Source organism: Streptomyces sp. NPDC000075, assembly GCF_040301925.1.
GTDB lineage: Bacteria > Actinomycetota > Actinomycetes > Streptomycetales > Streptomycetaceae > Streptomyces > Streptomyces polychromogenes.
Window position 1 is genome coordinate 41,823 of record NZ_JBEPFL010000035.1, and the last position, 19,256, is coordinate 61,078.

18 protein-coding genes are annotated in these 19,256 nt (G+C 72.5%); 13 read left to right on the top strand and 5 right to left on the bottom strand.

What is annotated here, in order from left to right:
* Positions 1 to 92: 92 nt before the first annotated feature.
* Entirely contained in the window at positions 93 to 1,256 is a 1,164-nt protein-coding gene (locus tag ABT403_RS31205) for a cysteine desulfurase family protein (RefSeq protein ID WP_344165566.1), read from the top strand.
* On the opposite strand, the gene ABT403_RS31210 is transcribed toward ABT403_RS31205, so the two are convergent.
* The gene (locus ABT403_RS31210; protein WP_344165569.1) at positions 1,253 to 1,915 is read right to left on the bottom strand and encodes an N-acetylmuramoyl-L-alanine amidase; all 663 of its coding nucleotides are present in this window, start codon (positions 1,913 to 1,915) and stop codon (positions 1,253 to 1,255) included. The genes ABT403_RS31205 and ABT403_RS31210 overlap by 4 nt on opposite strands.
* Before the next feature lie 68 nt (positions 1,916 to 1,983).
* Between ABT403_RS31210 and mnmA the strand changes: the two genes are divergently transcribed.
* Positions 1,984 to 3,126 (top strand): tRNA 2-thiouridine(34) synthase MnmA, encoded by a 1,143-nt coding sequence (mnmA, locus tag ABT403_RS31215; RefSeq protein WP_344165572.1) that lies wholly within the window; start codon positions 1,984 to 1,986, stop codon positions 3,124 to 3,126.
* Between the two features lie 16 nt (positions 3,127 to 3,142).
* On the opposite strand, the gene ABT403_RS31220 is transcribed toward mnmA, so the two are convergent.
* Positions 3,143 to 4,081: an NADP-dependent oxidoreductase gene (locus ABT403_RS31220; protein WP_425580263.1), complete on the bottom strand. Its 939-nt coding sequence runs from the start codon at positions 4,079 to 4,081 to the stop codon at positions 3,143 to 3,145.
* A 112-nt stretch (positions 4,082 to 4,193) separates the two neighbouring features.
* Here ABT403_RS31220 and ABT403_RS31225 point away from each other — a divergent pair, with 112 nt between their 5' ends.
* From ABT403_RS31225 to ABT403_RS31275, 11 genes are all read left to right on the top strand, one after another.
* The gene (locus tag ABT403_RS31225; RefSeq protein ID WP_344165575.1) at positions 4,194 to 5,252 is read left to right on the top strand and encodes a GlxA family transcriptional regulator; all 1,059 of its coding nucleotides are present in this window, start codon (positions 4,194 to 4,196) and stop codon (positions 5,250 to 5,252) included.
* Between the two features lie 54 nt (positions 5,253 to 5,306).
* Positions 5,307 to 5,651 carry a DUF1330 domain-containing protein gene (locus tag ABT403_RS31230; protein ID WP_344165578.1) on the top strand — a complete coding sequence of 115 codons (345 nt, stop codon included), beginning with the start codon at positions 5,307 to 5,309 and terminating at the stop codon, positions 5,649 to 5,651.
* A 64-nt stretch (positions 5,652 to 5,715) separates the two neighbouring features.
* Positions 5,716 to 6,405, top strand: coding sequence for an SDR family oxidoreductase (locus tag ABT403_RS31235; RefSeq protein WP_344165582.1), 690 nt, complete (start codon positions 5,716 to 5,718; stop codon positions 6,403 to 6,405).
* Positions 6,402 to 7,385, top strand: a complete 984-nt coding sequence (locus ABT403_RS31240; RefSeq protein WP_344165584.1) for a methionine synthase — start codon at positions 6,402 to 6,404, stop codon at positions 7,383 to 7,385. Before ABT403_RS31235 ends, ABT403_RS31240 begins: the two co-directional genes overlap by 4 nt.
* Before the next feature lie 31 nt (positions 7,386 to 7,416).
* Positions 7,417 to 9,618, top strand: a complete 2,202-nt coding sequence (ligA, locus tag ABT403_RS31245; RefSeq protein WP_344165587.1) for an NAD-dependent DNA ligase LigA — start codon at positions 7,417 to 7,419, stop codon at positions 9,616 to 9,618.
* A 356-nt stretch (positions 9,619 to 9,974) separates the two neighbouring features.
* Positions 9,975 to 12,155: a putative bifunctional diguanylate cyclase/phosphodiesterase gene (locus ABT403_RS31250; RefSeq protein ID WP_344165590.1), complete on the top strand. Its 2,181-nt coding sequence runs from the start codon at positions 9,975 to 9,977 to the stop codon at positions 12,153 to 12,155.
* A gap of 220 nt (positions 12,156 to 12,375) precedes the next feature.
* Entirely contained in the window at positions 12,376 to 12,672 is a 297-nt protein-coding gene (gene gatC, locus ABT403_RS31255; protein ID WP_007266718.1) for an Asp-tRNA(Asn)/Glu-tRNA(Gln) amidotransferase subunit GatC, read from the top strand.
* Between the two features lie 5 nt (positions 12,673 to 12,677).
* On the top strand, positions 12,678 to 14,177 hold the full coding sequence (gene gatA / locus ABT403_RS31260) for an Asp-tRNA(Asn)/Glu-tRNA(Gln) amidotransferase subunit GatA (protein WP_425580264.1): 1,500 nt from the start codon (positions 12,678 to 12,680) through the stop codon (positions 14,175 to 14,177).
* Positions 14,178 to 14,239: 62 nt separating this feature from the next.
* Positions 14,240 to 14,419 (top strand): hypothetical protein, encoded by a 180-nt coding sequence (locus ABT403_RS31265; RefSeq protein ID WP_344165909.1) that lies wholly within the window; start codon positions 14,240 to 14,242, stop codon positions 14,417 to 14,419.
* Between the two features lie 16 nt (positions 14,420 to 14,435).
* Positions 14,436 to 15,947 (top strand): Asp-tRNA(Asn)/Glu-tRNA(Gln) amidotransferase subunit GatB, encoded by a 1,512-nt coding sequence (gene gatB / locus ABT403_RS31270; RefSeq protein ID WP_344165593.1) that lies wholly within the window; start codon positions 14,436 to 14,438, stop codon positions 15,945 to 15,947.
* Positions 15,948 to 16,028: 81 nt separating this feature from the next.
* Positions 16,029 to 16,553 (top strand): hypothetical protein, encoded by a 525-nt coding sequence (locus tag ABT403_RS31275; protein ID WP_344165595.1) that lies wholly within the window; start codon positions 16,029 to 16,031, stop codon positions 16,551 to 16,553.
* A 13-nt stretch (positions 16,554 to 16,566) separates the two neighbouring features.
* On the opposite strand, the gene ABT403_RS31280 is transcribed toward ABT403_RS31275, so the two are convergent.
* From ABT403_RS31280 to ABT403_RS31290, 3 genes are read right to left on the bottom strand one after another with little or no spacing between them, the layout of a single operon-like run.
* Complete coding sequence (locus ABT403_RS31280; protein WP_344165597.1) at positions 16,567 to 18,099, bottom strand: serine/threonine protein kinase; 1,533 nt, start codon at positions 18,097 to 18,099, stop codon at positions 16,567 to 16,569.
* A gap of 60 nt (positions 18,100 to 18,159) precedes the next feature.
* The gene (locus ABT403_RS31285; protein WP_344165600.1) at positions 18,160 to 18,402 is read right to left on the bottom strand and encodes a DUF397 domain-containing protein; all 243 of its coding nucleotides are present in this window, start codon (positions 18,400 to 18,402) and stop codon (positions 18,160 to 18,162) included.
* Positions 18,399 to 19,223, bottom strand: coding sequence for a helix-turn-helix domain-containing protein (locus tag ABT403_RS31290; RefSeq protein WP_344165603.1), 825 nt, complete (start codon positions 19,221 to 19,223; stop codon positions 18,399 to 18,401). The genes ABT403_RS31285 and ABT403_RS31290 overlap by 4 nt, the downstream gene beginning before the upstream one ends.
* Between the last annotated feature and the right edge of the window lie 33 nt (positions 19,224 to 19,256).

Here is a 19,256-nt window from a genome sequence, read left to right on the forward strand (position 1 = left end):
GCCCCGGGGCCCGGCCTCGGTCCGCCAGAACCGGCCGGTAGCCGACCCGGACGGGACCCGCCGGTGGGGGTGGCTCGTAGAATCAAAAAATCATGGCCTACCTCGACCACGCCGCGACCACACCGATGCTCCCGGAAGCCGCCGCGGCGATGACCGCGCAGTTCGCCGCCACCGGTAACGCCTCCTCCCTGCACGCCGCCGGCCGCCGCGCCCGCCGCACCGTCGAGGAGGCCCGTGAGGCCCTCGCCGAAGCGCTCGGAGCCCGCCCCAGCGAGGTGGTCTTCACCGCGGGCGGCACCGAGGCCGACAACCTCGCCGTCAAGGGCCTCTACTGGGCCCGCCGCGACGCCGACCCGGCCCGCACCCGGATCCTCGCCAGCCCCGTCGAGCACCACGCCGTGCTCGACGCCGTCCACTGGCTCGCCGAGCACGAAGGGGCCGACGTCGAGTACCTCCCCGTCGACCACCACGGCCGCGTCCGCCCCGAGGTCTTCCGGGCGGCCGTCGAGCGCGACCCCGCCACCGTCGCCCTGGCCACCGTCATGTGGGCCAACAACGAGATCGGCACCGTCATGCCGGTCCGCGAACTCTCGGCCATCGCCCGGGAGCACGGCATCCCGCTGCACTCCGACGCCGTCCAGGCCGTCGGACAGCTCGACGTCCGCTTCGGCGACAGCGGCCTCGCCGCCATGACCCTCAGCGGCCACAAGATCGGCGGCCCCTACGGCATCGGCGCCCTGCTCCTCGGCCGCGACCAGACCCCCGTCCCCGTCCTGCACGGCGGCGGCCAGGAGCGGCACGTCCGCTCCGGCACCCTCGACGTGCCCGCCATCGCCGCCTTCTCGGTGGCGGCCGTGCTCGCCGCCGAGCGGCGCGAGCGGTTCGCCGCCGAGATCGGCGCGCTGCGCGACGAGCTGATCGCCGCCGTCCTCGCGGCCGTCCCCGACGCCGTCCTCGGCGGCGACCCCGAGGACCGGCTCCCGGCCAACGCCCACTTCAGCTTCCCCGGCTGCGAGGGGGACTCGCTGCTGCTGCTCCTGGACGCCCAGGGCATCGAGTGCTCGACCGGCTCCGCCTGCACCGCGGGCGTCGCCCAGCCCAGCCACGTCCTGCTCGCGACGGGGACCGACCCCCAGCTGGCCCGGGGCACCCTGCGCTTCTCCCTCGGGCACACCTCCACCAAGGAGGACGTCGCGGCGGTGGCGGCGGCCATCGGCCCGGCCGTCGCCAGGGCCCGCACGGCCGGCCTCAGCTAGACGGTCTTCTCCGGGGCGGTCCGGGAGAGCTCCTCCCGGACCATCCGCAGGTAGCGGTCCCAGTCCCAGTGCGGCCCCGGGTCGGTGTGGTCGGTGCCCGGGACCTCCGAGTGCCCCAGGAAGTGCTTGCGGTCCACGGGTATGCGGTACCTCCGGCTGACGTCCGCCGCCAGCCGCGCCGACGCCGCGTACATCGCGTCCGTGAAGTCCTGCGGCCGGTCGACGAACCCCTCGTGCTCGATGCCGACACTGCGCTCGTTCATGGAACGGTTCCCCGCGTGGAAGGCGACGTCCAGCTCGCGCACCATCTGCTCCACATGCCCGTCCCGGCGGACTATGTAGTGCGCCGACGCCTTGTGGAACGGGTTCTTGAACGCGTCCACCGACGAGGCGAAGTCCCCCTGTGTGACATGGACGACGATCCGGTCCACCCGGTAGTCGTCCGGCCGGTCCGCCATCCGCCAGTTCGCCGGGGACGCCGCCGTCCACCCCACCCCCGGGTGGTCCACCTCGCCCTCGCGGCGCGGCTTGCTCACCCCCGGCAGCAGCCACCAGGCCCGCCTGATCTCCTCCTGCGCCGCCAGCGCCCCCACCGCGAGCACCCCCAGCCCGCCGAAGAGCACCGCCCGCCGGGTCCGGCCCTTCCCCTTCTCGGTCATGTGATCCACCCCCCACCGCCGATAACGCGCTGTGACCCCGCGCGGTTCCCCGTACCCTGGAAGGCGCTATGACTGAGAACCTGCCGCGCACCGCCCGCCCCCTCCGCGTCCTCGCCGCCATGTCCGGCGGTGTGGACTCCGCCGTCGCCGCCGCGCGCGCGGTCGAGGCCGGGCACGACGTCACGGGCGTCCACCTGGCGCTCTCCGCGAACCCGCAGTCCTTCCGGACCGGCGCCCGCGGCTGCTGCACGATCGAGGACTCCCGCGACGCCCGCCGCGCCGCCGACGTCATCGGCATCCCCTTCTACTGCTGGGACCTCGCCGAGCGCTTCCGCGAGGACGTCGTCGAGGACTTCGTCGCCGAGTACGAGGCCGGGCGCACGCCCAACCCCTGCCTGCGCTGCAACGAGAAGATCAAGTTCGCGGCGCTGCTCGACAAGGCCCTCGCCCTCGGCTTCGACGCCGTCTGCACGGGCCACTACGCGACCATCGTGGAGAAGGAGGACGGCACCCGCGAGATGCACCGCGCCTCCGACATGGCCAAGGACCAGTCCTACGTCCTCGGCGTCCTCGACGAGAAGCAGCTGGCGCACGCCCTCTTCCCGCTCGGCGACACGGTCACCACCAAGGACGAGATCCGCGCCGAGGCCGAGCGCCGGGGCCTCGCGGTGGCGAAGAAGCCCGACAGCCACGACATCTGCTTCATCGCCGACGGCGACACCCAGGGCTTCCTCGCCAAGCGCCTCGGCAAGGCCGAGGGCGACATCGTCGACGAGGCCACGGGCGAGAAGGTCGGCACCCACGACGGGGCCTACGGCTTCACCATCGGCCAGCGCAAGGGCCTGCGCATCGGCCACCCCGCCCCCGACGGCAAGCCCCGCTACGTCCTCGACATCTCCCCGGTGAACAACACCGTCACCGTCGGCCCCGCCGAGGCCCTCGACGTCACCGCCCTCACCGCGATCCGCCCCCGCTGGTGCGGATCCACGCCCGCCCCCGCCGGCACCTACACCGCACAGCTGCGCGCCCACGGCGGCGAGACGGAGGTCTTCGCCGAGGTCGTGGACGGCGAGCTGCGCGTCCGCTTCAGCGAGCCGGTCCGGGGCGTCGCGCCCGGCCAGGCGATCGTGCTCTACGACGGCACCCGCGTGGTCGGCTCCGCCACCATCGCCACGACCACCCGGGCCACCGCCGCCACGGCCGCCGGCTGATCCGGCGTCCGGCGGCTCAGACCACCGACAGGACGATCTTGCCGGTGGTCCGGCCGCGCTCGCCGAGCTCGTGGGCCTCGGCGGCCCGCTCCAGCGGCAGCACCGCCTCCACGAGCGGCTTCAGCGCGCCGCCGTCGGCCAGTGCCGCGATCTCGCGCAGCCCCAGCCGGTCGGGCTCGACCAGCACCCAGTCCGCGCGGAAGCCGCGGGTGTCGGCCGGGACGTCGTCCGGGCCGGGCAGGGTGATCAGCCGGCCGCCCTCGCGGAGCACCGACAGGGAGCGCTCGGCGATCTCGCCGCCGAGGCCGTCCAGGACCACGTCCACGTCCGAGACGACGTCCTCGAAGGCCACCGCCCGGTAGTCCACGACCTCGTCCGCGCCGAGCGAGCGCAGCAGCTCGTGCTTGCCCGCGCTGGCCGTGCCGATCACGTACGCCCCGCGCGCCTTGGCGATCTGCACCGCCAGGTGCCCGACGCCGCCGGCGGCCGCGTGCACCAGGACCCGCTCGCCGGGGCGCACGTCCGCGGTGTCCACCAGCGCCTGCCAGGCGGTCAGCGCGGCCAGCGGCAGGGCCGCGGCCTCGACGTGGCTCAGCGAGGCGGGCTTCGCCGCCAGCTGCCGCGCCGGGGCGACCGCGTACTCGGCGTAGCCGCCCGCCTGGCGCGGGAAGTGCGGCATGCCGTACACCTCGTCACCGGGGGCGAAGAGGGTGACGCCGGGGTGGACCGCCTCGACGGTGCCGGACACGTCCCAGCCCACGATCGGGGTCTCGCCCCAGGCGATCAGGGCCCCGCTGGCCCGCGTCTTCCAGTCGACCGGGTTCACGCCGGCCGCGTGGACCCGGACGAGGACCTCGCCCGGACCGGGCTCGGGCCGGTCGATCTCCCGCTCGACCAGGTTCTCCGGGCCGCCCCACTCGTTCACGACGATCGCGCGCATGTCCGTCTGCCTCATTCCATCCGTTTACGTCTGCTTCCGGGCCGTTTCCCGGTGACGTGTCTCAGATTCGGGCACCGCGCACCTCCATGGTGTTGGCCGTTTGGCCACTATGTGACAGGATCTGGCCATGAGTGAGACACGGGAAGGCACCGGCGAGGGGACCCGCCCCGGCAGCGGCCCCGGCGGCAGGCACCTGGTCGCCGTACTGGCCCTGCCCGGCTTCCCCCCGTTCGAGCTGGGCATCCCCTCCCGGGTCTTCGGCAGCGCCGTGGACGACGAGGGCCGAGCCCTCTACGAGGTCGTCGTCTGCACCGCCGACGGCCTCCCCGTGCCCAGCGACTCCGGCTTCACCCTCCAGCCAGCCGCCGGGCCCGAAGCCCTCGCCGCCGCCGACACCGTGATCATCCCGCCCACCCACGCCATGCCCGAGCTGGCCCTCGGCGGGCCGCTGCCGCCCGCCGTCGCCGCGGCCATCGCGCGCATCCGCCCCGGCACCCGCCTGGTGTCCATCTGCACCGGCTCCTACGTGCTCGCCGCCGCCGGGCTCCTCGACGGCCGGCCCGCCACCACCCACTGGAACCTCGCCCGGGAGTTCCGCCGGGCCTACCCCGGGGTCCGCGTCGACGAGGACGTGCTCTTCGTCGACGACGGGGACGTCCTGACCTCCGCCGGAGTCTCCGCCGGCGTCGACCTGTGCCTGCACATGATCCGCCGCGACCACGGCGCCGCCGTCACCAACCGGGCCGCCCGCACCTGCGTCGTCCCGCCCTGGCGCGACGGCGGGCAGGCCCAGTACATCGACCGGCCCGTCCCCGAACCCACGGTCGCCACCACCACCGCCACCCGCGCCTGGGCCCTGGAACGCCTCGCCGAACCCGTCAGCCTCGCCGAACTCGCCGCCCACGCCCGGATGAGCCTGCGCACCTTCACCCGCCGCTTCCGCGACGAGGTCGGCATGACCCCGGTGCAGTGGCTCACCGCCCAGCGCCTCGAAGTCGCCCGCGACCTGCTGGAATCCAGCGACCTGCCCGTCGACCTGGTCGCCCACCGCGCGGGCTTCGGCACCGCCAACTCCCTGCGCCAGCACATGCGCGCCTCCCTCGGCGTCTCCCCGATCGCCTACCGCCGCACCTTCCGGCCCGCCGCCATGACCTCCGGGGTAATCGCCACGGCCGACGCCCGCTGACAGCATCGGCGCAACGGCCGGGACCGCCCCGGCGCACCGACAGGGGAGACCGACATGACCGCGTACGCCATCGCCCACCTGCGCCGGCCCACCGTCAACGAGGACGTCCTGCGCTACATCGAGGAGATCCAGGCGACCATGGACCCCTTCGGCGGCCGCTTCCTCGTCCACGGCAAGGAAGTCGAGGTCGTCGAGGGCCCCTTCCCCGGCACCGTCGTCGTCATCGGCTTCCCCGACATCGAGCGGGCCCGCGCCTGGTACGCCTCCCCGGCCTACCAGGCCATCCTCCCGCTGCGCACCGACCACATCCCCGGCGAGGCCTTCCTCGTCGAGGGCGTCCCCGCCGACTACGACGCCTCGGCGAAGGCCGCCGCCCTCCGCGAGACCGCCGGACTCTAGACCCCCGGCCGGGAGTGCCGCACCGAGGCGGCGGTGCGGGCCGGGCGGATGCGAGCATGGCCGTATGCCTACTCACCTGATCACCGGCGCCGGCTCCGGCATCGGCGCCGCCGTCGCCGCCCGCCTGCACGCCCGCGGCGACGACCTCGTCCTGCTCGCCCGCGACGCCGCCCGTGCCCGGCAGCTCGTCGAGCGCTACCCCGGCGCGCGGACCCTCGTCGGCGACCTCGCGGACCCCGACCGGCTCTCGTGGGCCTTCTCCAAGCAGCCCATGCCCGAGCGGATCGACTCCCTCCTGCACATCGCCGGGATCGTCGACCTCGGCCCCGTCGGCGAGCTGCGCCCCAAGACCTGGCACCAGCAGCTCAACGTCAACCTGATCGCCCCCGCCGAGGTCACCCGCCTCCTGCTGCCCACCCTGCGGGCCTCCAAGGCGACCGTCGTCTTCGTGAACTCCGGCGCCGGCCTCAACGCTCACGCCGAGTGGAGCGCCTACGCCGCCTCCAAGCACGGCCTCAAGGCCCTCGCCGACTCCCTGCGCTGGGAGGAGAAGGCCAACGGCATCCGCGTCACCTCCGTCTACCCCGGCCGCACCGCCAGCCCCATGCAGGCCAAGGTCCACTCCCAGGAGGGCAAGGAGTACGACCCCGCCGACTGGATCGACCCCGAGTCCGTGGCCACCACCATCGTCATGGCCGTCGACCTGCCGCGCGACGCCGAGGTCAACGACCTGAGCGTCAGGCCCGGCCGATGACGGCGGGCGCCACCGGCGTCGGCTCCCTGCCGGGCGCCGACGCCCGCGAGGCCGCCAAGACCGCGACGGGCTCCTTCGAGGACTTCCCGTACCTGCCCGAACTCCCCGCGCGCGGCCCCGGCGCCGACATGATCGGCCGCTCCCTCGGGCTGCTCGTCGACCTCTACGCCCACGTCGAGCCCAGCGGCTGGCGGGTCAGCGACCGGCCCGGCCGCGACACCCGGCGGGCCCGCTCCTGGCTCGGCGAGGACCTCGACGCCCTGGAGGAGTTCACCCAGGGGTACACCGGCCGGCTGAAGGTCCAGGCCGTCGGCCCCTGGACCCTGGCCTCCGCCCTCGAACTGCACGGCGGCGAGGCCGTCCTCCAGGACGCCGGAGCCTGCCGCGACCTGGCCGCCTCCCTCGCCGAGGGCCTGCGCGGCCACCTCGCAGACGTACGCAAGCGCGTGCCCGGCGCCGAGATCGTGCTCCAGTACGACGAGCCCTCGCTCACCGCCGTCCTGCGCGGCCGGGTCCGCTCCGCCAGCGGCTACCGCACCTACCGGGCCGTCGACCGGCAGGTCGTCGAGAGCGCCCTGCGCGACCTCTTCTCCGTCCACGACGGGGAGGTCGTCGTGCACTCCTGCGCCCCCGACGTCCCCTTCGCGCTGCTGCGCCGGGCCGGCGCGGCGGCCGTCTCGTTCGATTTCTCCCTGCTCACCGAGCGCGAGGACGACGCCATCGGCGAAGCCGTCGAGGGCGGCATGAAACTCTTCGCCGGAGTGGTGCCGGGCACCGACGGCCCGTTGTCGGACCCGGGCGGTAGCGTCATGGGTGTCAGGAAGCTTTGGCGCAGGCTGGGGCTGGCTCCGGGGACTCTCGCCGAGTCCGTCGTCGTCACCCCGTCGTGCGGTCTGGCGGGCGCCTCGCCCGCCTACGCCCGCGCGGTGCAGGCCCACTGCGTCAGGGCGGCGAGGTCCCTCGCGGACAACCCTGAGTGACGGTCGAGCACGGGCCACGGGAGGAAACGGCATGGCAGCCGAACAGCAGGACACGGCAGTACCGACGGCGGCGCGCGAGCAGCACCAGCTGCTCGCCGAGCAGGTCGAGGAGCACCGCTTCCGGTACTACGTGAACGACCAGCCGGTCGTCAGCGACGCCGAGTTCGACCAGCTGCTGCGCTCACTGGAGGCCCTGGAGGAGCAGTACCCGGAGCTGCGCACCCCCGACTCGCCCACCCAGAAGGTGGCCGGGGCGTACGAGACGGACTTCGCCTCGGTCGAGCACCGCGAGCGGATGCTCTCCCTCGACAACGCCTTCGACGACGAGGAGCTGGCCGCCTGGGCCGAGCGGGTCGCCCGGGACGTGAACACCCCGGACTACCACTACCTGTGCGAGCTCAAGGTGGACGGCCTCGCCGTCAACCTCACGTACGAGAACGGCCGCCTGACCCGTGCCGCCACCCGCGGCGACGGCCGCACCGGTGAGGACATCACGCCCAACGTCCGCACCATCGCCGAGATCCCGGACCGCCTCAAGGGGGACCGGGTCCCGGCCCTCGTCGAGATCCGCGGCGAGGTGTACTTCCCCATGGAGAAGTTCGAGGAGCTCAACGCCCGCCTCGTGGAGGCCGAGGGCAAGCCCTTCGCCAACCCGCGCAACGCGGCGGCCGGCTCGCTGCGGCAGAAGGACCCCAAGGTCACCGCCTCCCGCCCGCTGCACATGGTGGTGCACGGCATCGGCGCCCGCGAGGGCTTCGAGATCGAGCGCCAGTCCCAGGCGTACGAGCTGCTGCGCGAATGGGGCCTGCCCACCGCCCGGCACAACGCGGTGGTCTCCACCCTCGACGAGGTGCGCGCGTTCATCACCCGCTTCGGCGAGAACCGGCACTCCGTGGAGCACGAGATCGACGGCGTCGTCGTCAAGCTCGACGAGATCGCCCTCCAGGGCCGCCTCGGCTCCACCGCCCGCGCCCCGCGCTGGGCGATCGCCTGGAAGTACGCCCCCGAAGAGGTCAACACCAAGCTGATCGACATCAAGGTCGGCGTCGGCCGCACCGGGCGCGTCACCCCGTACGCGCAGGTCGAGCCGGTGACGGTGGCGGGCTCCGAGGTCGAGTTCGCGACCCTGCACAACCAGGAGGTCGTCAAGGCCAAGGGCGTCCTCATTGGGGACACCGTCGTGCTGCGCAAGGCGGGCGACGTCATCCCCGAGATCCTCGGGCCGGTGGTGGACCTGCGCGACGGCACCGAACGGGAGTTCGTGATGCCGGCGGAGTGCCCCGAGTGCGGGACGGCGCTGCGCCCGATGAAGGAGGGCGACATCGACGTCCGCTGCCCCAACGGGCAGACCTGCCCCGCCCAGCTGCGCGAGCGGATCTACTACCTCGCCGGCCGGCAGAGCCTGGACATCGAGAACTTCGGCATCGTCGCCGCCGCCGCCCTGACCGGCCCGCTGGAGCCGGCGCAGCCGCCCCTGCTGGACGAGGGCGACCTCTTCGACCTCACGATCGAGGACATCCTCCCCATCAAGGCGTACGTCCGCGACCCCGACAGCGGACTGCCCAAGCGGGACCCGAAGACCGGTGAGGAGAAGATCGTCACGGTCTTCGCCAACCAGAAGGGCGAGCCGAAGAAGAACGCCCTGGCCATGCTGGAGAACATCGCCGCCGCCAAGCAGCGGCCGCTGGCCCGCATCATCAACGGCCTGTCCATCCGGCACGTCGGACCGGTCGCCGCCGAGGCCCTCGCCCGCGAGTTCCGGTCGATCGACCGCATCGAACAGGCCACCGAGGAGGAGCTGACCGCGACCGAGGGCGTCGGCGCGATCATCGCCGCCTCCCTCAAGGAGTGGTTCGCCGTCGACTGGCACCAGGAGATCCTGCGCAAGTGGCGGGCGGCCGGGGTGCGCATGGAGGAGGAGGGCTCCGGCGAGGAGGAGGGCCCGCGCCCCCTGGAGGGCCTGACCGTCGTCGTCACGGGCACCCTCCAGAGCCACACCCGTGACGGCGCCAAGGAGGCCCTGCAGAGCCGGGGAGCCAAGGTGACCGGCTCGGTGTCGAAGAAGACCTCCTTCGTCGTCGTCGGTGACAACCCCGGCTCGAAGTACGACAAGGCCGTCCAGCTGAAGCTCCCCGTCCTCGACGACGCCGGCTTCGCCGTCCTGCTCGAACAGGGGCCCGACGCGGCCCGGGAAGCGGCGCTTCCGCTGGACGGCGCGGCCGCAGGGGAGTAGTACCGCGAACGGATGCGCGGCGTGCGGCCGTACGGGCGGGCGCACGCCCGGCGCGGCACCGGGTGGTAAACGGCCGGTACATGCCTGGTCCAAGGCCGGTGAGCTGTCGGATCATCGGAAGGGTGACGGGGGGGTCCTGGTCCAAACTCACCCGTTCGGCGGATACCGTACTGATGAGGATGGCTGGGTCGCATTCGGGCAACCACCGCCGACTGCTGCCCCTGGGAGCCTCTCCCGTCCTACTGTTGTGGGGTGCGCCTGTCGTGTGCGGCTGCCTGATGTGCCGTCCAGCCGTGATGGCATGACATCGGGGCCATCGCGCGACATCGGCATCGCCGGCTGTGAGAGGGACGGGCATGAAACCCACCGAAAGCGCCGACCCGTCACCTGAGTTCGGCGGGGAGCTCCCGCCCGTGCGGGCGGGCCGGCTGGGTGTCCTGGGTGCCAGGACACCGGATACCCGTCCCCTGGACACCGGAGCGGGACGGCAGCGCCGCACCGCGCTGCACGCGGTCGTCGTGGGCCTCGCCGCCGTGGTGCTCGCGGCCGGGGTCGCCGCCGCGCTGACCGCCCGTCAGTCCCTGTTCCCGGGCGGCGCGGTCGGCTGGGCCCTGGCCCTGCTCACCGGCATCATCGTCGGCCACCTCGTCGCCCTCGGCCGGGACCGCTGGTGGGGCGGTACGGGCTCGGGCGCCGCCCTCACCCTGGGCGTGCTCATCCTCTACGGCTGGGTCCCCGCCGGACTCGTCTCGCTGGCGGTGGTCTCCCTGGTCGGGGCCGCCCGCCGGCACCGCTGGCGGCAGGGGCTGCTGCACGGCTCCGTCGACATCCTCGGGATCGGCGCCGGGGCCCTCGTCCTGGCCGCCTTCGGCGACGCGCCGAGCGTGGAGTCCCCGTGGCTGCCCACCACCTGGAACCTGGCCGCCGCGCCCGAGGTGGCCCTCGTCGCCGTCTCCTACCTCCTCGTCACCCGCGTGCTGCTGTGGTTCGCGCTCACCCCGCCCGGCGGCGGCCTGCCCACGGTGGCCCGCACCGCCCTGCTGCGCCAGGCCCTGGTGGCGGCCGCCCTGCTCGGCATCGCCCCGCTGATCTGCGTGGTCGCCAGCACCCAGCCGGTCCTGCTGCCGCTGTTCGCCGTACCGCTCATCGCCCTGGACTCCACCCTGTGGATCGCCCGGGCCCGCGCCGAGGAGCAGCTGCGCGACCCGCTGACCGGGCTGCCGAACCGGCAGTGGCTGCTGGAGCGCACCTGGTCCGCGCTGGACGAGGCTGAACGTTTGGGCACCCGGTCAGCTCTTGTGCTGATCGACCTGGACCGCTTCCGCGCCGTCAACGACACCCTGGGCCACCTCGCGGGTGACCGCCTGCTGCTCCAGATCGCCGCCCGGCTGCGGCAGGCCCTCCCGGAAGAGGCGGAGGCGGCCCGCCTGGGCGGCGACGAGTTCGCGGTCCTGCTGCCCACCACCGACTCGACCACCAGCGCCCAGCGGGTCGCCCGCCACCTCGTCGCCGAGCTCAGCTCCCCCCTGGACCTGGACGGCCTCACCCTCGTCCTGGAGGCCAGCGCCGGCCTCGCGGTCTTCCCGGACCACGCCCTGGACGCGGAGGGCCTGCTGCGGCGGGCGGACGTGGCCATGTACCAGGCCAAGCGGGACCGCACGGGAGTGGAGGTCTACGAGTCGAAGCGCGACAGCAACACCCCCGACCGCCTGGGCCTGCTCGGCGACCTCCGCCGCGCCCTGGACGCCGGCGAAGTGGAACTCCACTACCAGCCGAAGGTCCGCTTCGACGGCCAGGTGGCCGGCCTGGAAGCCCTGGTCCGCTGGGTCCACCCGGAACGCGGCCGGGTCCCTCCCGACGAGTTCATCGCCATCGCCGAGACCTCGGGCCTGATGCCGCACCTGACCGAGTACGTCCTGGAGACCGCCCTGGCCCAGGTCGCCCGCTGGCGCGCCCAGGGCCTGAAGGTCCCGGTCGCGGTCAACGTCTCCCCGCGCGACGTCCACACCCCCGGCTTCGCGGGCGCCGTCGCCGCCCGCCTGGCCCGCCACGGGGTGCCGGCGAGCGGCCTCCAGCTGGAGATAACGGAACACGTCCTGCTGGAGGACCCGCAGCGCGCCGCCGACACCATGGCGGGCCTCACGGGCCACGGCGTGAAGATGTCCCTGGACGACTTCGGCACGGGCTACTCCTCCCTGGTCCACCTGCGGCGCCTGCCGGTGAGCGAGCTGAAGATCGACCGCTCGTTCGTCGCCCGCCTCGCCGTCGACGCCCAGGACGCGGAGATCGTCCGCTGCACGGTCGACCTCGCCCACTCCCTCGGCCTCCTGGTCGTCGCGGAGGGCGTCGAGGACGACGAGACGTGGGAACGCCTGCGGGACCTGGGCTGCGACGCCGTCCAGGGCTGGCTCGTCGCCGCCGCCATGCCCCCGCAGGAGGCCACGGCCTGGCTCCTGGCCCGGGGCGAACGCGGCTGGCGCCGCCCGGCGGACATCACGGCGGAACTGGCCGCCACCGCCGACACCCCGGCCCCGTAGGGTCCCCTGCGCCGGCGGGGCTATCCATAGCCCCGCCGGTGTTTGAGGCGCGGGTCCGGGCGGAGCCCGGGGAACGGTGGAAGGGCGGGCAGGGGACCGCTCCGCGCAGCGGCACACCCCCGCACCGCAGGCCTGCGGCAAACCGTTTACCGGGTCCGGGGCCGGGCCCCATAGGATTGGGACCGAAACTACACACTCACCACCCCCAGAGGATCGCTGCATGCCTGGCATCACGCGCGAGGAGGTCGCCCACCTCGCTCGGCTGGCACGTCTGGAACTGAAGAGCGAAGAGCTCGACCACTTCGCCGGACAGCTCGACGACATCATCGGCGCGGTCGCCCGCGTTTCCGAGGTCGCCGACCAAGACGTCCCGCCGACCTCCCACCCGCTCCCGCTGACGAACGTCATGCGCGCGGACGAGGTCCGTCCCTCGCTCACCCCCGAGCAGGCGCTTTCCGGCGCTCCCGCCCAGGAGCAGCAGCGTTTCAAGGTGCCGCAGATCCTGGGGGAGGACTAATCACCATGGCTGACACCAACATCATCAAGCTGACGGCCGCCCAGACCGCCGAGAAGATCGCCTCCGGCGAGCTCACGGCCGTCGAGGTCACCGAGGCCCACCTGGCCCGCATCGACGCGACCGACGAGAAGGTCCACGCCTTCCTCCACGTCGACCGCGAGGGCGCCCTCGCGCAGGCCCGCGCCGTCGACGCCAAGCGCGCCGCGGGCGAGAAGCTCGGCCCGCTGGCCGGCGTCCCGCTCGCCCTCAAGGACATCTTCACCACGGTCGGCGTTCCGACCACCGTCGGTTCGAAGATCCTCGAAGGCTGGATCCCGCCCTACGACGCCACCCTGACGCGCAAGCTCAAGGAAGCCGACGTCGTCATCCTCGGCAAGACCAACATGGACGAGTTCGCCATGGGGTCCTCCACCGAGAACAGCGCCTACGGCCCCACCGGCAACCCCTGGGACCTCACCAAGATCCCCGGTGGCTCCGGCGGTGGCTCCGCGGCCGCCCTGGCCGCCTTCCAGGCCCCCCTCGCCATCGGCACGGACACCGGCGGCTCCATCCGCCAGCCCGCCGCCGTCACCGGCACCGTCGGCGTGAAGCCCACCTACGGCGGTGTCTCCCGCTACGGCATGGTGGCCTTCTCCTCCTCCCTCGACCAGGGCGGCCCCTGCGCCCGTACGGTCCTGGACGCGGCCCTGCTCCACGAGGTCATCGGCGGGCACGACCCGCTCGACTCCACCTCCATCGACGCCCCGGTCCCGCCGGTCGTCGAGGCCGCCCGCAACGGCTCCGTCGCCGGCATGCGCGTCGGTGTGGTCAAGCAGTTCCGCGGCGAGGGCTTCCAGGCCGGCGTCACCCAGCGCTTCGACGAGTCGGTGGAGCTCCTCAAGGAGCTCGGCGCCGAGGTCGTCGAGGTGGACTGCCCGTCCTTCGACCTCGCGATGGCCGCGTACTACCTGATCGCGCCGTCCGAGTGCTCCTCGAACCTGGCCCGCTTCGACGCCATGCGCTACGGCCTGCGCGTCGGCGACGACGGTACGAAGTCCGCCGAGGAGGTCACCGCCCTCACCCGCGAGGCCGGCTTCGGCGACGAGGTCAAGCGCCGCATCATCCTCGGCACGTACGCGCTCAGCTCCGGCTACTACGACGCGTACTACGGCTCCGCCCAGAAGGTCCGCACGCTCATCACGAAGGACTTCGAGAAGGCCTTCGAGCAGGTCGACGTGATCGTCTCCCCGACGACCCCGACCACCGCCTTCGCCATCGGTGAGCGCACCGACGACCCGCTGGCGATGTACCTCGCGGACATTTGCACCATCCCGACCAACCTGGCCGGCAACTCCGCCATGTCGCTGCCCTGCGGCCTGGCCCCGGAGGACGGCCTGCCGGTCGGTCTGCAGATCATCGCCCCGGCGATGAAGGACGACCGTCTCTACAAGGTCGGCGCGGCCGTCGAGGCCGCCTTCGTCGAGCGCTGGGGCCACCCGCTGCTTGAGGAGGCTCCGTCGCTGTGAGTTCGAGTGCGCTGTCCAAGGCCAAGGGCTTCAAGAAGTCGAAGACCGGGACCTACCTGTCGATGGGCACCACCGCCTTCGGTGCCTTCAGTGTGATCAAGCAGGTGCGCAAGGCCCGCACCGAGCACGACACGCTCCAGCTCGTCGACGCCGTCGTGTCCGCCGCCGCCATCGTCACCGGCCTCGCGATCCTGTACCGCGAGCTGAAGCGCCTGGGCGACGACGACGTCCTGCTGGGCTGAGAGGGAAAGTTTCACCGTGACCACCTTCACCGAACTGCTGTCGTACGAAGACGCCCTCGCGTCGTACGACCCCGTCATGGGCCTTGAGGTCCATGTCGAGCTCGGCACCAAGACCAAGATGTTCTGCGGCTGCTCCACCGAGCTGGGCGCCGAGCCCAACTCGCAGACCTGCCCGACCTGCCTCGGTCTGCCCGGCTCGCTGCCGGTCGTCAACGCGATCGGCGTCGAGTCCGCCGTCAAGATCGGCCTCGCGCTGAACTGCGAGATCGCCGAGTGGTGCCGCTTCGCCCGGAAGAACTACTTCTATCCGGACATGCCGAAGAACTTCCAGACCTCCCAGTACGACGAGCCCATCGCCTTCAACGGCTACCTGGACGTCCAGCTGGAGGACGGCGAGATCTTCCGCGTGGAGATCGAGCGCGCCCACATGGAGGAGGACACCGGCAAGTCGCTGCACGTCGGCGGCGCCACCGGCCGTATCCACGGCGCGTCCCACTCCCTGCTGGACTACAACCGCGCCGGCATCCCCCTCATCGAGATCGTCACCAAGCCGATCGAGGGCGCCGGCGAGCGGGCCCCCGAGGTCGCCAAGGCGTACGTGGCCGAGCTGCGCGAGGTCATCAAGGCCCTCGGCGTCTCCGAGGCCCGGATGGACAAGGGCCAGATGCGCTGCGACGTCAACCTGTCGCTGCGCCCGAACGGGACGAAGGAATTCGGCACCCGCTCGGAGACGAAGAACGTCAACTCGCTGCGCTCCGTCGAGCGCGCGGCCCGCTTCGAGATCCAGCGCCACGCGGCGGTGCTCTCGTCGGGCGGCTCCATCGTGCAGGAGACCCGGCACTTCCACGAGGAGGACGGCTCCACCACGGCCGGCCGCATCAAGGACAACGCCGAGGACTACCGGTACTTCCCGGAGCCCGACCTGGTCCCCGTCGCCCCGGCCCGCGCCTGGGTCGAGGAGCTGCGTGAGGCCCTGCCGGAGATGCCGCGCCTGCGCCGCAACCGCCTCCGCGAGGAGTGGGGCGTCAGCGAGCACGACATGCAGTCCATCCTCAACGCGGGCGCGGTGGACTCCATCGTCGCCACGATCGAGGAGGGCGCCGACTCGGCGGCCGCCCGCAAGTGGTGGATGGGCGAGCTCGCCCGCAACGCCAACGAGCAGGGCGTCTCGGTCGACGAGCTGCCGATCACCCCGGCCCAGGTGGCCCGGATCGCGGCCCTGGTCGCGGCCGGCGACCTGAACGACAAGCTGGCCCGCCAGGTCATCGAGGGCGTCCTCGCCGGCGAGGGCACCCCGGACGAGGTCGTCGAGAAGCGCGGCCTTAAGGTCGTCTCGGACGAGGGCGCGCTCGGCGCGGCCGTGGACGAGGCCATCGCGGGCAACGCGGCCATCGCCGACAAGATCCGCGGCGGCAAGATCGCCGCCGTCGGCGCCCTGGTCGGCGCGGTCATGAAGACCACCCGCGGCCAGGCCGACGCGGCCCGCGTCAAGGAGCTCATCCTGGAGAAGCTCGGCGTCTCCGAGTAGGTTCAGGCGGCTGTGAGCCGGCGGCCTGTACCCGATCGACCCGATCGGTACGGGCCGCCGGTCTGTGGGGAGGGGGACGGGATGGAGATCGGGGCGATGGTCGTCGCCGTCGTGGGTGTGGCGGGGACACTGGGCGCCTCGCTGCTCACGCAGCGGGGCGCGGAGCGGACGAAGCGGCGGGAGATAGAGCTCGTGCGCGCGCACGAGGACGTACGGGAGAACCTGGTCCTGCGGCGCACCTGCTACGCGGCTCTCAACCGGGACTCGCGCCAGTACACCACCGCCCTCAACCGCCACCTGCACGTGATGCGGGAGCGCGAGGTGGAGGAGGCGGACCGGGAGGCCCTCGACGCGGCGAAGTCCGCGCACCGCGACACGTACTCCGAGGCGCAGATGATCGCCCCGGACGATGTCCTCGGCCCCGCGACCACCGTCAACCACGCCCTGACCCTGGTCTACGGGCAGGTCAAACGGCTGGAGCGGGGCGCCCCCGAGGAGGGCGAGACGATGGCGGCCGTCTCCCAGGCGCAGCAGGAGATCTGGGACCTGCTCCGGGAGATGCGGGCGGCCATGCGGGCGGACCTCGGGGTGTCGTCGGCCGACTGAAGCCGCCGCCCCGCTACTTCCTCAGGGTGGGCGTGCCCAGGACGAGCCGGCCCATTCCGCAGGTGTTCCCCGGGTCGACGTAGGAGATGTCCAGGCGGCGGCCGTTCGCCACGTCGAGCGACAGGGGTTTCGGGGACCCGACCCGCAGGGTCCCGCTCCACACGGGCTTCCCGTCCACCTCCACGCTGACGCGCGCGTTCGCGTGCGTCGAGGCGTCGTCGACGCCGGCGACCATGGTCAGGGTCTTCCAGCCGCCGCCCAGGTCGTAGGAGGCCGCCCCGTCGCAGATCTTGTACGGTCCGGCGGCCACCAGGGCGGTGTCGTAGCGCTGGGAACCGAGCGTGCCGTCGCCCGCCTCGAACCAGGCGTACTCGCTCTTGGCGACCGGCTGGAGGGTGGTCAGGGAGACCCCGCCCGCCTCGGACGCGGCAGGGGGCGGAGAGGACGAGCGGGAGGCGGACGGGGCCGTCGGCTCCGTACCTCCCGCGCGGTCCGGGCTGCCGTCGCTCTCGTCCCCGAACAGCTTCAGGCCGGTGATGACCGCGGTCGCCAGGAGTACCGCGCAGGCGGCCGCGACCAGTACCCGGCTGCGCCGCCGCGCCGTCGGCGGCGGTGCCGGTGGTGCCGGCCGCGCGTCCTGGACCTCGCCCTGCGGAACGGAGGTCACCGCCTGGCGGACGTCCCGCATCCAGCCGGCCAGGCTCAGCGGCCGCTGCTCCGGGTCGACGGCGCAGAGCGCCGCGATCCGGGCCCGCCGCTCGTGGTCCAGCGCCGCGACCTGCGGCAGCTCCGCCATCGCCTCGGCCAGCAGGCCCGGGGTGCGGGGCGGAGAGTCCCCGCTCAACAGGAAGTACGCGAGGGCCCCGAAGGCGTACCGGTCCGTGGCAGGGGTGCGGCGGCCGTCGAAGACCTCGGGGGCCGCGTAGCCGGGGGTGAACCAGATCTCCGCCGTGCGGTGTTCGGCGGTCAGCTTGCTGAGCCCGAAGTCGACCAGCGTGGCCTGCCCGTCGGCGTCGACCATCACATTGCCGGGGGAGAGGTCACCGTGGACCACCTGACGCCCGGACGGGGTGGCCTTCCCCGAGTGCAGCCAGTCCAGTACCTCGGCCAGCTGTTCCAGCGTCCGCAGTACCTCGTGCCGTCCGGCGGGGGTGGAGAGGTCCCGCTCGGCCCGCCAGTCGCGCAGGTCGACGCCGTTCACATGGTTCATGACCAGCACCAGGGACCGCCCGGACAGGCCGGAGGCCTCACCGGCCCGGTGGATCGGCGGGCCCTCGAAGTGCTCCCGTACGCCGACGACCCCGGGGCGGTGGACGAAGCGCAGCAGCTCGGCCTGCTCGTTCCACTTCCCGCTGATCCGGGCGAACTCCTCGGACGTGATCGTCGTCTTGGAGTCGAGCACCTTGACGACGACGGGCTCGGCCCCGCCCGCCAGCTCCAGCTCCGCGAGATGGATCACGGCCTCGCCACCACGCCCGATGGACCGCAGCAGCCGGTACCGGTCGGGTGCCGAGTCCGGCCCGATGTACAGATTCTGGCTGGTCAATCCGCCCCCCGAACCAGTCAGTTGAATGGAGATCAGCTTGGCTGGCCGGGGCGGGTGGGGTCAATGGGAAACGGCGGTCCCGAGGAACGCGGACCAGGCGGTGGGGGCGACGGTGAGGACGGGGCCGTCGGTCACCTTGGAGTCGCGGACGTGCACGGCGGCGGGGTGGGCGGCGACCTCGACGCAGTTGCCGCCGGCGTCGCTGCTGTACGTCGACTTCTGCCAGTCGTAGGCAACCTCAAGGCACTCGCCGCCTTGGCTGCCGCTGTAGCTCGACTTGAACCAGGCCAGTTGGTGCGTCATGACTCTCCTAGCAGGTCGTCCAGCAGGCTCTTGCTGTCCTCCACGGACAGGGCCTGAGAACGCAGCATCCCATACAGGAGATGGAGCGGATGGACCTCATCGGGGTCGTCTAGCAGAAAGCTGACGCGCTGGCCTTCCACGTAGGCCAGTTGATCGTGATCAGGCGTCTCCAGCAGAATCATCGGACCATCGAGGCCCGCGTGTGTCTCCAGTCCGCTGGGCATGATCTGGAGGCCGACGAACGGCAGTTCGGCCATCGCGCGGAGGTGGCGCAACTGTCCGTTCAGGACGCCTTGGCCACCAATGGCTCGCTCCAGGACGTACTGCTCGATGATGAAGTGCATGACCGGTGGGTTCGGCTTGCGCTGGAGCAGGACTTGTCGAGCGATCCGGTCCTCGGTCTGCTGGGCGATCTGGTCGGCGGGGAACGGCGGGTAGAAGCTGGCGAACACGGCTGCGGCGTACTCCGGAGTCTGGAGCATGCCGGGGACTGACGTGTTCTGGTAGGAGAGCAGGCTGAGGGCCTCCTCCTCGTGTTCGATGTACTCGCGCAGGAACGCCGGATACCGCTCGCGGCGTGGGATCGCGTCTGCCGCGTCGCGCAGGACCCCCTTCGAGTCCAGGTGGTTGTCGAAGATGTCGGCCAACTTCGCGGACAGGGGTCGCCGTCCCTGTTCCACCGAGGCGATGGACTCCACGTCGCAGTGGGCCAGTTCGGCCAGCCTGGCCTGGGTGAGAAGGGCGCGCTTGCGCTGATGGGCCAGCAGGACGCCGACGACCTTCCAAGAGGCGTTGCGCTGGGGCCTGTTGCTCTGGGGCATGCCGGACACTTTTCCCCCTCCCGGCCCGGCTGA